The 14,225-nt window shown below is 71.4% G+C and carries 13 protein-coding genes and 1 pseudogene; 3 read left to right on the forward strand and 11 right to left on the reverse strand.

All coding sequences use genetic code 11. The features are described from left to right. Nucleotides 1–248: 248 nt before the first annotated feature. From GCE65_RS14325 to GCE65_RS14350, 7 genes and pseudogenes are all read right to left on the reverse strand, one after another. A complete protein-coding gene (locus GCE65_RS14325; protein WP_153878840.1) occupies nt 249–2,771 on the reverse strand; it encodes an ATP-dependent Clp protease ATP-binding subunit in 2,523 nt (840 codons plus the stop codon). A gap of 94 nt (nt 2,772–2,865) precedes the next feature. Beyond that, entirely contained in the window at nt 2,866–3,783 is a 918-nt protein-coding gene (locus GCE65_RS14330) for an Fpg/Nei family DNA glycosylase (RefSeq protein ID WP_153878841.1), read from the reverse strand. A gap of 57 nt (nt 3,784–3,840) precedes the next feature. Then, nucleotides 3,841–4,263 (reverse strand): D-aminoacyl-tRNA deacylase, encoded by a 423-nt coding sequence (dtd, locus tag GCE65_RS16710; protein ID WP_152909648.1) that lies wholly within the window; start codon nt 4,261–4,263, stop codon nt 3,841–3,843. A gap of 129 nt (nt 4,264–4,392) precedes the next feature. Then, a pseudogene (locus tag GCE65_RS16715) lies at nt 4,393–4,671 on the reverse strand (DUF2516 family protein); the annotation flags it as partial. A gap of 156 nt (nt 4,672–4,827) precedes the next feature. Then, a complete protein-coding gene (locus GCE65_RS14340; protein ID WP_153878843.1) occupies nt 4,828–5,964 on the reverse strand; it encodes a folate-binding protein YgfZ in 1,137 nt (378 codons plus the stop codon). A gap of 2 nt (nt 5,965–5,966) precedes the next feature. Then, entirely contained in the window at nt 5,967–6,557 is a 591-nt protein-coding gene (locus GCE65_RS14345; protein ID WP_152909645.1) for an FABP family protein, read from the reverse strand. Between the two features lie 165 nt (nt 6,558–6,722). Beyond that, entirely contained in the window at nt 6,723–7,454 is a 732-nt protein-coding gene (locus tag GCE65_RS14350) for a hypothetical protein (RefSeq protein ID WP_152909644.1), read from the reverse strand. Nucleotides 7,455–7,891: 437 nt separating this feature from the next. Between GCE65_RS14350 and GCE65_RS14355 the strand changes: the two genes are divergently transcribed. From GCE65_RS14355 to GCE65_RS14365, 3 genes are all read left to right on the forward strand, one after another. Further along, nucleotides 7,892–8,530, forward strand: coding sequence for a DUF47 domain-containing protein (locus GCE65_RS14355; protein WP_153878844.1), 639 nt, complete (start codon nt 7,892–7,894; stop codon nt 8,528–8,530). Between the two features lie 9 nt (nt 8,531–8,539). Further along, nucleotides 8,540–9,532: an inorganic phosphate transporter gene (locus GCE65_RS14360; protein WP_153878845.1), complete on the forward strand. Its 993-nt coding sequence runs from the start codon at nt 8,540–8,542 to the stop codon at nt 9,530–9,532. Nucleotides 9,533–9,725: 193 nt separating this feature from the next. Then, a complete protein-coding gene (locus tag GCE65_RS14365; RefSeq protein WP_194165047.1) occupies nt 9,726–10,163 on the forward strand; it encodes a septum formation family protein in 438 nt (145 codons plus the stop codon). 57 nt (nt 10,164–10,220) lie between these two features. Here GCE65_RS14365 and pstB read toward each other — a convergent pair whose 3' ends face one another. From pstB to pstS, 4 genes are read right to left on the reverse strand one after another with little or no spacing between them, the layout of a single operon-like run. Next, complete coding sequence (pstB, locus tag GCE65_RS14370) at nt 10,221–11,000, reverse strand: phosphate ABC transporter ATP-binding protein PstB (protein WP_153878846.1); 780 nt, start codon at nt 10,998–11,000, stop codon at nt 10,221–10,223. Between the two features lie 11 nt (nt 11,001–11,011). Continuing rightward, nucleotides 11,012–11,980 (reverse strand): phosphate ABC transporter permease PstA, encoded by a 969-nt coding sequence (pstA, locus tag GCE65_RS14375; RefSeq protein WP_153878847.1) that lies wholly within the window; start codon nt 11,978–11,980, stop codon nt 11,012–11,014. After that, nucleotides 11,980–12,960, reverse strand: coding sequence for a phosphate ABC transporter permease subunit PstC (gene pstC, locus GCE65_RS14380; RefSeq protein WP_153878848.1), 981 nt, complete (start codon nt 12,958–12,960; stop codon nt 11,980–11,982). Before pstC ends, pstA begins: the two co-directional genes overlap by 1 nt. A gap of 19 nt (nt 12,961–12,979) precedes the next feature. Continuing rightward, nucleotides 12,980–14,128, reverse strand: coding sequence for a phosphate ABC transporter substrate-binding protein PstS (gene pstS / locus GCE65_RS14385; RefSeq protein WP_228759976.1), 1,149 nt, complete (start codon nt 14,126–14,128; stop codon nt 12,980–12,982). Nucleotides 14,129–14,225 lie beyond the last annotated feature (97 nt).

The following is a 14,225-nucleotide window of genomic DNA, read 5'->3' on the forward strand; positions in this document are numbered from 1 at the left end:
CAGCTTGGCTGCACTGTGTCGCAGCAGCGAAAAGAGCCGCGATGCCGGGCATCAGCGGTGCGCTGTCCTCCCAGTGTGCCCCATGGCCGGGGGATCGTGCGCAAAAGGAGGGGAGGATCACCGTACGTCCACCGCATCCGCCACGTCCCCACCCGCGCCGACCGGGCGCCGTCTACACGCAGACGACGGCCCCCGCACCGCCCCGAGATGGGGCCGATGCGGGGGCCGTCGACTCGGCCGGGTGGGCCTCAGACGCCGTCGGAGCTGGAGCCGACGGCCGCGGGTGCCGGTTCGGGACTCGCCTCGGCCTGCTGCTCGCGCGGCACCTGGCGGAACGTGAAGGTGCCGAGCAGGCCCTCGCCCTCGGCGTCCACGACCACGGTGTGACCGCGGGAGATCTCCCCGTAGAGGATCTTCTCGGACAGCTGGTCCTCGATCTCGCGCTGGATCGCCCGGCGCAACGGCCGCGCACCGAGCACCGGGTCGTAGCCGCGCTCGGAGAGGAGCTTGCGGGCGGGCTCGGTCACCTCGATGTCCATGTCCTGATCCCGCAGGCGCGTCGCGAGCTTGGCCACCATGAGATCGACGATCTGGTAGATCTCCTCCTGGCTCAGCTGCGGGAACACGATGGTGTCGTCCACACGGTTGAGGAACTCCGGGCGGAAGTGCTGCTTGAGCTCGTCGTTGACCTTGAGCTTCATGCGGTCGTAGTTCGTGCTCAGGTCGCCGCCGGCCTGGAAGCCGGTGAGCAGGCCCTTCGCGATGTCCCGGGTGCCGAGGTTCGTGGTCATGATGATCACGGTGTTCTTGAAGTCGATCACGCGGCCCTGGGAGTCGGTGAGCTTGCCCTCCTCGAGGATCTGCAGGAGCGAGTTGAAAATGTCGGCGTGCGCCTTCTCCACCTCGTCGAACAGCACGACCGAGAACGGTCGGCGCCGCACCTTCTCCGTGAGCTGGCCGCCCTCCTCGTAGCCGACGTATCCCGGTGGGGATCCGAACAGCCGCGAGACGGTGTGCTTCTCGCCGTACTCACTCATGTCGAGCTGGATGAGGGCGCTCTCGTCGCCGAAGAGGAACTCGGCCAGCGCCCGGGCGAGCTCGGTCTTGCCCACGCCCGTGGGGCCGGCGAAGATGAACGAGCCGCCGGGGCGGTTCGGGTCCTTGAGGCCCGCGCGGGTGCGCCGGATGGCCTGCGAGAGTGCCTTGACCGCGTCGTTCTGACCAATGACGCGCTTGTGCAGCTCGTCCTCCATGCGCAGCAGCCGCGAGGACTCCTCCTCGGTCAGCTTGAACACGGGGATGCCGGTCGAGGCGGCGAGCACCTCGGCCACCAGTTCCTCGTTCACCTCGGCGACGTTGTCCATGTCGCCGCTGCGCCAGGCCTTGTCCTTCTCGCCGCGCTTGGCGGTGAGCGACTTCTCCTCGTCGCGCAGGCGGGCCGCCCGCTCGAAGTCCTGGTCGTCGATCGCCGATTCCTTCTGGCGACGTGCCTCGGCGATCTGGTCGTCGAGCTGACGCAGCTCCGGCGGGGCGGTCATGCGGCGGATCCGCAACCGCGCTCCCGCCTCGTCGATCAGGTCGATCGCCTTGTCCGGCAGGAACCGGTCGTTCACGTACCGGTCGGCGAGGTTGACGGCCGCCACGAGCGCGCCGTCCGTGATCGTGACCCGGTGGTGGGCCTCGTAGCGGTCGCGCAGGCCCTTGAGGATCTCGATGGCGTGCGGCAGGTCCGGCTCGGACACCTGGATCGGCTGGAAGCGACGCTCGAGGGCCGCGTCCTTCTCGATGTGCTTACGGTACTCGTCGAGCGTGGTCGCGCCGATGGTCTGCAGCTCACCGCGGGCGAGCATCGGCTTGAGGATCGACGCGGCGTCGATCGCGCCCTCGGCCGCCCCCGCGCCCACGAGGGTGTGGATCTCGTCGATGAACAGGATGATGTCGCCGCGGGTGCGGATCTCCTTGAGTACCTTCTTGAGGCGCTCCTCGAAGTCGCCGCGGTAGCGGGAGCCGGCCACGAGGGAGCCGAGATCGAGGGTGTAGAGCTGCTTGTCCTTGAGGGTCTCGGGCACATCGCCCTTGACGATGTCCTGCGCAAGCCCCTCGACCACGGCGGTCTTGCCCACGCCGGGTTCACCGATGAGGACCGGGTTGTTCTTCGTGCGGCGCGAAAGCACCTGCATGACCCGCTCGATCTCGTTCGCCCGCCCGATCACCGGGTCGAGCTTGTTGTCGCGCGCGGCCTGGGTGAGGTTGCGGCCGAACTGGTCGAGCACGGCCGAGCCGGAGGGCGTGCCCTCGGCGGGTCCGCCGGCCGCGACCGTGTCCTTGCCGCCCTGGTAGCCCGAGAGCAGCTGGATCACCTGCTGGCGCACCCGGGTGAGGTCGGCCCCGAGCTTGGTCAGCACCTGGGCCGCGATCCCCTCGCCCTCACGGATGAGGCCGAGCAGGATGTGCTCGGTGCCGATGTAGTTGTGGCCGAGCTGCAGCGCCTCGCGCAGGGAGAGCTCGAGCACCTTCTTGGCGCGGGGCGTGAACGGGATGTGCCCCGTGGGGGACTGCTGCCCCTCCCCGATGATCTCCTGCACCTGCGAGCGCACGGCCTCGAGGGAGATGTTGAGGGACTCCAGCGACTTCGCGGCGACCCCCTCACCTTCGTGGATGAGGCCGAGCAGGATGTGCTCGGTGCCGATGTAGTTGTGGTTGAGCATCCGCGCCTCTTCCTGGGCGAGGACGACGACCCGACGGGCTCGGTCTGTGAATCTTTCGAACATGGCAGCGCTCCTTGGCCGGTCTCGGCGTTCCGATAAGGCTAACCATGAAGCGCGGGCGAACCTGCCTCTGTTCGCCGCGGGCGCAGAGGTTCGCTCACCCGCGCCGCTGGCAGCGGCCGCACCAGAACAGGTTCCGCCCCGCCAGCACGCGGATCTGGATCCGCGCGCCGTCCCGTTCGCAGGGCTCGCCCGCATGCTTGTAGACGGCGCTCGCCCGGCTCTCCAGGTGTACCTCGCCACCCGCGGCGAGGGCCGCCTCCACCTCGGCGACCTGCTCGGGGATCGTGACGATCCGGGAGGTGGCCACCCCGAGCGGGAGGAGGCGCACGAGGTCGTCCCAGATGAGGTTCCAGGAGCGGCGCTGGAGCTTGTCGCCCGGGGTGAACGGGCTGAGCCGGTGGCGGTAGAGCACCTCGGCGCGGTACACGTTGCCGACGCCGGCGAGGACGTGCTGATCCATGAGCAGTTCGGCGATCGGCTTGCCGCTGCGCCGGATCCGGGCCCAGGCGAGCTCGGGGTCGGCGTCGGGGCGCAGCGGGTCGGGTCCGAGCCTCGCGACGGTCCGCTCGATCTCCTCGGGCGTGACGAGCCGGCAGATCATCGGGCCGCGCAGGTCGGCGACGTGCCGCACCCCCGGCTCCCCTCCGGACAGGATCCGCAGGCGCACCTGGCCGGTCACCGGCGGATCCTCCGGCTCGCGGGCCTCGCCGCCGATCCCGCCGGTCGCAGCGATCGAGCCGGTCGTAGCGATCGAGCCGGTCGCGGCGATCGAGGCGATCCCGTCGACGCTGAACGCCCCGATGAGGCCGAGGTGCACGTGCAGCCACCGGTCGGCCGCGAACTCCACCCCGAGGTGCTTGCCCCAGGCCTGCGCCTCGACCAGCTCCCGCCCGTCGAGTTCGGCCGCACCGGCGGCGAACCGGCCCTGCGGGCTGCTCACGCGCACCGGCGCACGGGCGAAGGCGCCGTTGAGCCGGTGGGCGATGCGGTGGATCGTGTGGCCTTCGGGCATGGCTCCATGGTGGCGCACGGTGCGAGGGCGGAGCGGGGACCTTCCAGCCGTCGACGGCTACGTGTCGACCAGGACGGTGAACGGCCCCTCGTTGGTGAGCGACACGCTCATGTCGGCACCGAAGATCCCCGTGGCCACGGTGATGCCGCGGGTCCGCAGTTCGGTCACGACCCGGTCGACGAGCGGCTCGGCGAGTTCTCCCGGGGCGGCGCCGGACCAGGACGGCCGCCTGCCCTTCCTCGTGTCGCCGTACAGGGTGAACTGGGACACGACGAGCACCTCGGCGCCCGCATCGGCGACCGACGTCTCGCCGGGCAGGATCCGCAGCTCGGCGATCTTGCGGGCGACCGTGGCGGCGTCGGCGCCGGTGTCTGTGGGCGCGGCGGCCACGAGGGCCACGAGGCCCGCGCCGATCCGGCCGGCGACCTCCCCCTCGACCGTGACCGAGGCGGAGCTGACCCGCTGGAGCACGGCCCGCATCAGCCCTCCCGGACGGCGGCCCATGTCGGCGCCGCCGTGCCGCTCACCAGCCGCGCCAACTCGGCGGGCCCTCGTCGAAGCCGCGCGGGGGCGGGGGCGGCGCGGCCCCTTGCGGCCACCGGCCCGGTGGACGGCGGGGCGCACGTCGGCGAGGTAGATCCCCCCGCCGATGAGGCCGGCGAGGGAGAAGAGCAGGTTGCCGCCGATCCCCAGGGGCGGCGGGATGCCGAGGAAGGCGAGCACGGCGGCGAGGCCGGTGATCAGCAGCCAGAAGGTCTTCGTGCGCTTGCCCGCCGCCGGGAACGAACCCGAGTGCATGAGCAGGGCGTGCACGAAGGCCCACCCGGCGACGACGACGCCGACGAGTGCGAGCGCGAGCAGCAGCCAGAGCTGAGCGGATTGAACCATTCCCACGTCGCCCAGCGTACGTGGTCACGCCGAATGCGACGACCGGCGCCGGGTGCCGGCGGCCGACCGCGGCATTCCCTGCGGGTTCCGGCCCGGGACCTCGCCAGAATCCCGCGTTCGGCGGCAGAGATGTGACGCCGCGCGCGAATCGCCCGGCTACTTGCCGCGCAGGTCGTGCGGGGCGCCGCCGAGGTCGCGGCGGCGCAGCCCGGACCGGTCGACCTGCTCGGGGCGATCGGTGCCGATGCCGCCGGTGTTGACGATGACCTCCTGCGCCGCGGCGATTCCGCTCACCACGAGGTCGACCTCGGGATCGAGGTTGCGCTTGAGGAGCGCGAGGCCGACCGGGCCGAGCTCGTGATGGCGCACGACGGAGCCGAGCGTGCCGACCACCCGGTCCCGCGGCCCGATGATCTCGGCACCGGGATCGGGGATGACGTGCTCCGAGCCGTCGAGATGGAGGAAGGTGAGCCGCCGCGGGGGCTTGCCGAGGTTGAACACCCGGGCGATCGACTCCTGGCCGCGGTAGCACCCCTTGTGCAGGTGCACGCTCGTGCGCAGCCAGTCGAGTTCATGCGGGAGGGCGCGCTCGTCCACATCGAGGTTGTGACGCGGACGCCAGGTGGCCACCCGCATCGCCTCCCAGGCCCACACGCCCGCGAGCCTGCCGCCCACGGCGAGGGCCGCGTCGACGACCGCCGTCACGTCGCCCGACGGGACCACCCACAGGGCCGCCGACCACTCGGAACCGGGGTGGACGTCGTCCGCAGGCCCATACCGCGTGGACCCCTCGGCCGTGCGCGGCCACGGGTCGCGCCAGACCACCAGATCCTCGCCGCGGGCACCGGCGAGCGCCGGCCCCGCGGCGCTCGTGCCGAGCACGGCGACCTCCGGCAACTCGACGGTCACCTCGTAGCGGAAACGCATCTTCTCGAGATACGCGGCGAGCGCCTCGGCGCGGCCGGAGTCCACGAGCAGCCAGGTGGTCGCGCCGTCGTCGACGACGCCGGCGGCGTGCTCGATATGCCCCTGGACGTCGAGCAGCATCAGCTCGGTCGCCTCGCCCGGGGCGAGCCCCTCGAGGCGCTGACTCGAGAGCGTGTGCAGCCAGGAGAGGCGGTCGGCGCCGGTGACGCTCACGACCCCGTGATGGCTCAGGTCGACGACGGCGATGCCCCGCTCGAGCGCGCGCTGCTCCCGCACGGGCTCGCCGTAGTGGGCGGCGACGCCCTCGTCCGGGGCGAGTGCGCGCACGGCACCGGGCCGGCCGGTCAGGGGCGATGGCTGGGACATCGTCAGCTCATCCGCTGCAGGCGGCCGGAGGAGTACGACGCCATCTCGTGCCCGAAGGCCGCGAGGTCGGTGGCCCACATGAGTTCGCCGCCGACCAGGCCGTACATGCGCTTGGCGGCCGTGATGTCGGCGCCGGTCCGGGTGCGGGCCACGAGGTCGGTGGCGAGGTCCACGCGGGGGCCGGCGACGGCGCCGAGGTAGACGCTCACGTGCCCGGTCGGTTCGGCCAGGAGCACCTCGAGCTGGGTGACGGGCGTGCGGGCGGGATCCCCCTCGCCCGTGAGTTCGCGGGCGTCCTCGGGGGCGGCGGGGGCGACGCGCCAGTAGCCGGACTCGACGCTCCACACGTCGCCGGCGACGAGGTCGGCCTGGTCCACCGTGGTCTCGAGGCCGTCGATCTCGCCGGCGAGCAGCCAGGTCGTGGCCGTGTAGTTCAGGTACGGACCGCCGTCGTGCCCGAAGGTGGCCTCGACCACGATCGGGCGCTCGGGGATGTCCTCGTAGCCGAGGAAACCGGGGCCGCGCCAGCTTCCGACCAGCCACGCCAGCGGATACACCTCGGGCGCGAGTCCCTCGGGGAATTGGAATGCCATGGCGACCTCAGCGGCGGCGGTAGAGGCGCTGAACCACGAGCCCGGCGAAGGCTGCGGTGCCGAGTCCGACCAGCACCACGAGGACCACGAAGAGGTTTTCGACCATGGCGCGAGTGTACCCATGGCGGGCTCCGGGCGGCCACGGTCGATGCCGGGGAGCGGACCTCAGCCGATCGGCAGCAGCACCCGGCCGAGGATGTAGACCGGCACGCCGCTGACGGAGACGACGCTCAACGCCGCGGCCAGGCCGGGCAGGAGCCGACCCGAGACGGGGTAGTGCGCGAAGAGTCGGTGCACGGTGGCCACGAGCAGCCCGGCGGCGAGGCCCACGAGCGCGCCGACCAGGGTCGACAGGGTGGTGGCCGCGAAGCCGATGCCGCTCCCGGCGGCGCAGGCGAGCACCACGGAGGCCACGGTGGACCACGTGGCGGGCAGCCGGACGAGGGCCACGACCGAGGCCACCGCGATCGCCACGGCGGCCGTGATCACGAGCGCCTCGGACCGGGGACTCGGCCCGATCGCGAGCCAGCCGGCGGCGGAGGCGACGATCACCGCCCCCGTGATCGTGCCCGCGACCTCCTCGAGCAGCCGGGGCCGGCCGTCGCGCCGGAACAGCTGGGCCAGGAACGCCGCGAGCACCGCCCCGGCGGCCACGACCGCGAGCCAGGCCAGATCCTGCAGCAGCTCGACCACGAGCACCGAGCTCGCCGCCGTGGCGAGCAGCACGACGGTGGCGGCGGCCCGCGCGGGAAGGCCGACGAGGGCCGGCCAGCCGAGGGCGCAGATGACCGCGATCGCGGCGACCGTGATCGTCAGGAGGGGCCGCGGGGTCAGGGTGGTGACGCCGACGCCCGTCGCGGCCGTGGCGGCCACGACGGCGCGAAAGCTGCCGCTCATCATGGGCGGGTCCTCATCGGCAGGTCCTCATCGGCAAGTCCTCTCGGGCGGAAGTCGACTGGGCTCAGGCTACCGAGCCACCGGCCCGCCGGTGCACGCGACAGTTGGCCCGACAGTTGGCCCGGCGCGGCTCTGCGGCGTAGACTGATCGCGACGTCGGGCCGAAACCGGCCCCGGGCTCCAAAATTCGCCGCTTCGAGCGGCCTTCACGCCGTCAGGCGCTGGCCGGCCCGGCGTCATCTATCCGGGGCGATGTGGCCACCGGCGGGCCGACGACGTGCCGCAACTCACGACGTGCGGGGGCATGGCCGGGCGCGTCGGGTTCTTCTCGGGGCGCCCGCACCACGGCACCCCGCCCCGGGCGCGGTTGGTATGTGCGGCCCGCGTTTGTGCTCTAGCCTTGGGCCGTTCGCCATTCCCTCGCGACGGAGACTCCGGTGCGTTTCAAAATCACGCCTCGTGACGCCACGTTCTTTGATCTCTTTGCCGACCTCGCGGCCCATCTGGTGACCGGGGCCAACCTGCTCGCGCAGCTGGTGGGCAGCGAGCCCGCCGACCGCGGGCCGCTCGCCGAGCAGCTCAAGGACTGTGAGCACCTCGGCGACGACGCCACCCACTCGATCCTGCGGCGGGTCAACCAGACGTTCGTCACCCCGTTCGACCGGGACGACATCTACGACCTCGCCAGTGCCCTCGACGACTGCATGGACTTCATGGAGGCGGCCGGGGAGATCGTCGTGCTCTACGGGGTCGACGAGCTTCCCGATGCGGTGACCGACCAGGTGACCACGCTGCAGCGCGCGGCCGAGCTCACCGCCGACGCCATGCCGAAGCTGCGCACGATGACCGGCCTCGAGGAGTACTGGATCGAGGTGAACCGCCTCGAGAACGAGGCCGACAAGCTCTACCGCGCCCTGCTCGCCGACCTGTTCCGCAATCCGCGGTACCAGGAGAGCCCGGCCGGTGTGGTCGAGCTCATGCGGCTGCGCTCGGTCATCGACACCCTCGAGCAGGCGGCCGACAGCTTCGAGAACGTCGCCAACACGGTCGAGACGATCATCCTCAAGGAAAGCTGACCGGCGGCCGTGGAACTCGCGCTTGTCATCCTGGTCGTCGTCATCGCCCTCACGTTCGACTACACGAACGGCTTCCACGACGCCGCCAACGCCATCGCCACGTCGGTCTCGACCCGGGCGCTGACCCCGCGGGCGGCCCTGGCGATGGCCGCGGTGATGAACCTCGTCGGCGCGCTCCTCGGCGTCGGCGTGGCCGAGACGATCGGTTCGGGGATCATCAACGCCCCGGAGGGCCATCAGGGCCTGGTCGTGGTGCTCTCGGGGCTGGTCGGCGCGATCGTCTGGAACCTCATCACGTGGTGGAAGGGCCTGCCCTCCTCCTCCTCGCACGCACTCATCGGCGGCCTCATGGGCGCCGGGATCGCCTCGTTCTCGCAGGTGCACTGGACGGTCATCCTCGACAAGGTGGTCATCCCGATGATCGCCTCCCCGCTCGTCGGGTTCGGGCTCGCCTTCCTCGTCATGGTGGGGGTGCTGTGGCTGTTCCGGAACGCGGCCCCGGGGAAGACCCAGCGCCGCTTCCGGATCGCCCAGACGATCTCCGCCGCCGCGATGGCCCTCGGGCACGGCCTCCAGGACGCGCAGAAGACCATGGGTGTCATCGTGCTCGCCCTCGTCGCCGGCGGCTTCCACGACGACACCTCCATCCCGCTGTGGGTCAAGCTCGCCGCGGCCGGCGCGATCTCCGCCGGCACCTACTCCGGCGGCTGGCGCATCATGCGCACCCTCGGCCGCAAGGTGATCGAGCTCGACCCGGCCCGCGGGTTCGTGGCCGAATCGGTGGCGGCCTCGGTGCTCTACACGACCGCGTTCGTGTTCCACGCCCCGATCTCCACCACCCACACGATCACCTCGGCGATCATGGGCGTCGGTGCCACGAAGCGGCTCTCGGCCGTGCGCTGGGGCGTGGCCCGCAACATCGGCGTCGCGTGGGTGCTCACCATCCCCGCCGCCGCCCTCGTGGCCGCGATCATGTACCGGATCATCCACCTCTTCCTCTGACCCGGGCCGGCACCCCGCGCTCCTGCGCACCGATCGTTCGAGTATGGACGACGTCGCTCGCCGCGGGCGGGCGGGCGGGGCGGCCCGGGCGCGACTCGTCATGGGTACCCCTGCCCTGTGGACGGAGTAGGTGTCGGGGGCCGATCTGGCTAGGGTCGAAACGTTCTATTCCTCCAGTCGATCGGATTCTCCGTTGTCCCTCCCCCGTCGCCTCGGCGCCGCCACCGTCGGTGCCCTGCTCGTCTCGGCCGGCAGCCTCGGGCTCGCCGCCTGCTCCACCGTCGCCACCGCCTCGGTGGGCACGTGCACGAACCTCAGTGACCTGCAGGACGAGATCACCGACATCCCCGCCGTGGGCTGTGACACCTCCCACGACGCGGAGGTCTTCCACCTCGCCGCCCTCGACGACGGCGACTACCCCGGCGACGACGCCGTCGGGGAGGCGGCCGACCAGGCGTGCTACGACGCCTTCGAGGCCTACGTGGGCACGCCCTCCGAGGAGTCCGCGGTCGCCTATCTGGTGATCCCGCCGAACGAGGAGACCTGGACGAAGGCGAACGACCGCGAGGTCGTGTGCATCGCGGCGACCGAGGATCCCGTGGAGCAGAGCTTCCGCGACTCCGGCCTGTAGGCCCGAGTGATGGCGAGGGGGCCCGGGACCAGGTTCGATCCCCGGGCCCCCTCCGACTCAGCCGAAGCGGCCGGCGATGTAGTCCTCGGTCGCCTGTTCCTTCGGTGAGGCGAACATCGTGGCGGTGTCGTCGAGCTCGATCAGACGCCCGGGCGCTCCGGTGCCGGCGATGTTGAAGAATCCGGTGCGGTCGCTCACCCGCGCCGCCTGCTGCATGTTGTGGGTGACGATGACGATCGTGTAGTCCTCCTTGAGCTCGCTCATGAGCTCCTCGATCGCCAGCGTGGAGATCGGGTCGAGGGCCGAGCAGGGCTCGTCCATGAGCAGCACCTGGGGGCGCACCGCGATGGCGCGGGCGATGCACAGCCGCTGCTGCTGGCCCCCGGACAGCGCGGACGCGGGGGCGTCGAGGCGGTCCTTCACCTCGTTGAACAGGTTGGCGCCCGTGAGCGCCGACTCGACCAGCGCCTCGCCGTCGGACTTGCCGATCCGGCGGCTGTTGAGCCGGATCCCGGCGAGCACGTTCTCGGCGATCGACATCGTGGGGAACGGGTTCGGGCGCTGGAACACCATCCCGATGCGTCGGCGCACGTCCACGGGGTCGACGTCCCTGCGGTAGAGGTCCACGCCGTCCATCACGATGGACCCCTCGACGCGGGCGCCCGGGATCACCTCGTGCATCCGGTTGATCGTGCGCAGGAACGTGGACTTGCCACACCCGGAGGGCCCGATCAGGGCGGTGATCGAACTCGGTTCGATGGTCATGGTCACGTCCGCGACGGCGTGCTTGGGGCCGTAGTAGACGTCGAGGTCGCTGATCTCGATGCGACGGGTCACGATGGGTTCCTTCAGGTTCGGGGGGAGAAGTAGCGGCTGACGAGCCGGGCGAGGAGGTTGAGCAGCATGACGATGGCGATGAGGGTGAGCGCTCCGGCCCAGGCGCGGTCGATCGAGGCCCCGCCCTGGGCGTACTGGCGGTACACGTAGACCGGCAGCGTGGCCACCCGGCCCTCGAAGGCGTTCCAGTTGACGCCCGCGGCGAGGCCGACGGTCACGAGCAGCGGCGCCGTCTCCCCGATCACCCGCGCGATCGCGATCATGATGCCGGTGGTGATGCCGGCGATGGCGGTGCGCAGCACGACCTTGACGATCGTGAGCCAGCGCGGCACGCCGAGGGCGTAGGCGGCCTCCCGCAGCTCGTTCGGCACGAGCCGCAGCATCTCCTCCACGGAGCGCACCACGACCGGGGTCATGAGCACCGCGAGCGCGACGCCGCCGATGACGGCGGCCTTGTAGGCCGGGCCGAACAGGATCGTGAACAGCGCGAAGGCGAAGAGGCCGGCGACGATCGAGGGGATCCCGGTCATGACGTCGACGAGCAGGGTGATCCCGCGCTTGAGGGGGCCGCGCCCGTACTCCACGAGGTAGATGGCCGTGAAGATCCCCAGCGGGATGGAGATGACGGCCGCGATCCCGGTCACCTGCAGGGTGCCGATGATCGCGTGGTAGACGCCGCCGGAGACCATCGACCCGTACACGCCGACCATGTCGGTGTTGAGGAACGTCCAGCCGAAGCGGGAGATCCCGTTGCTCACCACGATCCACACGAGCGAGACGAGGGGGATGAGGGCGAGCACGAAGGCCCCGCACACCGCGATGGTGGCGAGGCGGTCCTTGCGGCGGCGATGGGCCATCGGCACCGGCGTGGGTTCGGGGATCGGACGGCGGACGCGGCCGGACCCGGCCGGGTCTGGGCGGGTCCGGCCCGCGTCGGCGGCGGAGGCGCGGGATTCGGCGGCGGTTGCGGGCGCGGTCATCAGTTCGCTCCGTCGAATTGGGCGCGGCGGGCGACGATCCAGCGCGCGAGCAGGTTCACCGCGAAGGTGAGGATGAACAGGATGAGCCCGGTGGCGATGAGCACGTCGACCGCGATCCCCGAGGACTCCGGGAACTGGGCGGCGATATTCGCCGCGATCGAGCTGTGCTGGCCGGGCTTGAGGAGGAAGAAGTTGATCGCGAAGCCGGGCGAGAGCACCATGAGCACCGCCATGGTCTCCCCGAGGGCGCGCCCGAGGCCGAGCATCGAGGCGGAGATGATGCCCGACTTGCCGAAGGGCAGCACGGCCTGGCGGATCATCTCCCAGCGGGTGGCGCCGAGCGCGAGGGAGGCCTCCTCGTGCAGCCGCGGCACCTGCAGGAACACCTCGCGGATCGTCGCGGTGATGATCGGCATGATCATGACCGCGAGCACGATGCCGGCGGTGAGCACGTTCCGGGCGGGGGCCTGGTAGCCGGCGAAGATCGGGATGAACCCGAGGGTCGAGCTGAGCCATTCCAGCACCGGGCTGATGAGCGGCTGCAGGAACGCCATCCCCCAGAGCCCGAACACGACCGAGGGGATCGCGGCGAGCAGGTCGATGAGGTACCCGAGGCCGGACGCCAGCCGGCGCGGGGCGTAGTGCGAGATGAACAGCGCGATGCCGATGCTCAGCGGCACGGCGATGACGAGCGCGATCGCGGAGGAGAGCACGGTGCCGAACGCCAGCGGGGCGACGTAGCCCCAGAAGCCGGCGCCCTGGGTGGCGTCGGCGACCTCGCCGGGCGAGGCGGTGAACGCGGGCCAGGCCCGCACGAGCAGGAAGGCGGCCACGGCGGCGAGCGCGATGAGGATGGTCACGCCGGCCCCGGTGGAGATCGCCGCGAAGAGGCGGTTTCCGAAGCGGCCGGAACGGCTCTCCCCGCCGAGCCCGGAACTGGCCGGGCTCGGCGGGGAAAGGCGGGGAGTTGCTGAGGTCACGAGAACTCCAGTACGCGAATCAGTTCGCGCTGATTGCTGAGATGGCGGTCTCGACCTTCTGGCGGAGGTCGGCGGAGATCGGCGCGGAGCCGGCGACGTCGGGCTCCGCGGCGCGGGCCTGACCCGCCTCGCTCGCGACGTAGGTGAGGTAGGCGGCCACGTTGGCGGCCTGGGCCGGGTCCTCGTACGTGGAGCAGGCGATGAGGTAGGAGACGAGCACGATCGGGTAGGAGCCCGACTCGGTCGTGTCCCGGGCGAGCTCGATGGTCAGCCGCAGGTCGGTGGCGTCCTCGGTCGGGGGCGAGACGTCGACGACCTTGGCCGCGGCCTCCGCGGACAGCGGCACGAACTGGCCGCCGACGCCGACCGCCACGGTGCCCAGGTCACCGACCCGGGAGGCGTCGGCGTAGCCGATCGTTCCCTCGGCGGCGGAGACGACGTCGATCATCCCGGAGGTCTGCTGACCGGACTGGGTGCCGGCGATCGGCCACTCCTCGACCGGGCCGTGGGTCCACACGTCGGGGGCGACGGCGGCCAGGTAGTCGGTGAAGTTCTCGGTCGTGCCGGACTTGTCCGAACGGTTGACCGGCACGATCTCCAGGTCCGGCAGCTCGATCTCCGGGTTGGCGGCCACGATGGCCGGGTCGCTCCAGTTGGTCACCTCGCCCGCGAAGATGCCGGCGATGGTCTCGGGCTCGAGGTTGACGTGCTCCGCCCCGAGGGAGGGCAGGTTGAACACGATCGCGATCGGGGAAATGTACAGCGGCAGCTCGAGGGCCTCGCCGCCGAGGCACCGGGCACCGGCCTCCTCGAGCTCCTCGGGGCTGAGCGCCGCATCGGAACCGGCGAACTGCACGGTGCCGTTGAGGAACTGCTCGCGCCCGGTGCCGGACCCGGTCGGGTCGTAGTTGACGGTCACGTCCGGGTTCGCCTCGGTGAACCCGGCGATCCAGCCGAGGGCGGCGTTCTCCTGCGAGGAGGCGCCCGAGCCGGCGATCATGCCGGAGAGCTCGGAGGCGGCGCCGCCGCCGGGGGCCGCGCCGTCGGCCGAGGTGTTCCCGCCGTTGTTCGCGGGCCCGCAGGCGGTCAGGACCAGCGCGGCCGCGATGACGGAGCCGGCGACGGCACCCGCCCGGCGGGCCGAGCGTCGAATCGGAGCAATGCTCACGGTGGTTGTCCCAATCTGTTCAGGTCGTGGGCCGCGAACTCCGCGGCCACGGCCCACGTTAGGAACCCCACGTGACGCCGGATCCTCGCGCCGGTGA

The organism is Pseudactinotalea sp. HY158, assembly GCF_009660225.1.
GTDB lineage: Bacteria > Actinomycetota > Actinomycetes > Actinomycetales > Beutenbergiaceae > HY158.

Bases quoted from the DNA above. Each gene is read 5' to 3' on its own strand.
- GCE65_RS14325 (WP_153878840.1), bottom strand. From the start codon at position 2,771: ATGTTCGAAAGATTCACAGACCGAGCCCGTCGGGTCGTCGTCCTCGCC.
- GCE65_RS14330 (WP_153878841.1), bottom strand. From the start codon at position 3,783: ATGCCCGAAGGCCACACGATCCACCGCATCGCCCACCGGCTCAACGGC.
- dtd (WP_152909648.1), bottom strand. From the start codon at position 4,263: ATGCGGGCCGTGCTCCAGCGGGTCAGCTCCGCCTCGGTCACGGTCGAG.
- GCE65_RS14340 (WP_153878843.1), bottom strand. From the start codon at position 5,964: ATGTCCCAGCCATCGCCCCTGACCGGCCGGCCCGGTGCCGTGCGCGCA.
- GCE65_RS14345 (WP_152909645.1), bottom strand. From the start codon at position 6,557: ATGGCATTCCAATTCCCCGAGGGACTCGCGCCCGAGGTGTATCCGCTG.
- GCE65_RS14350 (WP_152909644.1), bottom strand. From the start codon at position 7,454: ATGAGCGGCAGCTTTCGCGCCGTCGTGGCCGCCACGGCCGCGACGGGC.
- pstA (WP_153878847.1), bottom strand. From the start codon at position 11,980: ATGACCGCGCCCGCAACCGCCGCCGAATCCCGCGCCTCCGCCGCCGAC.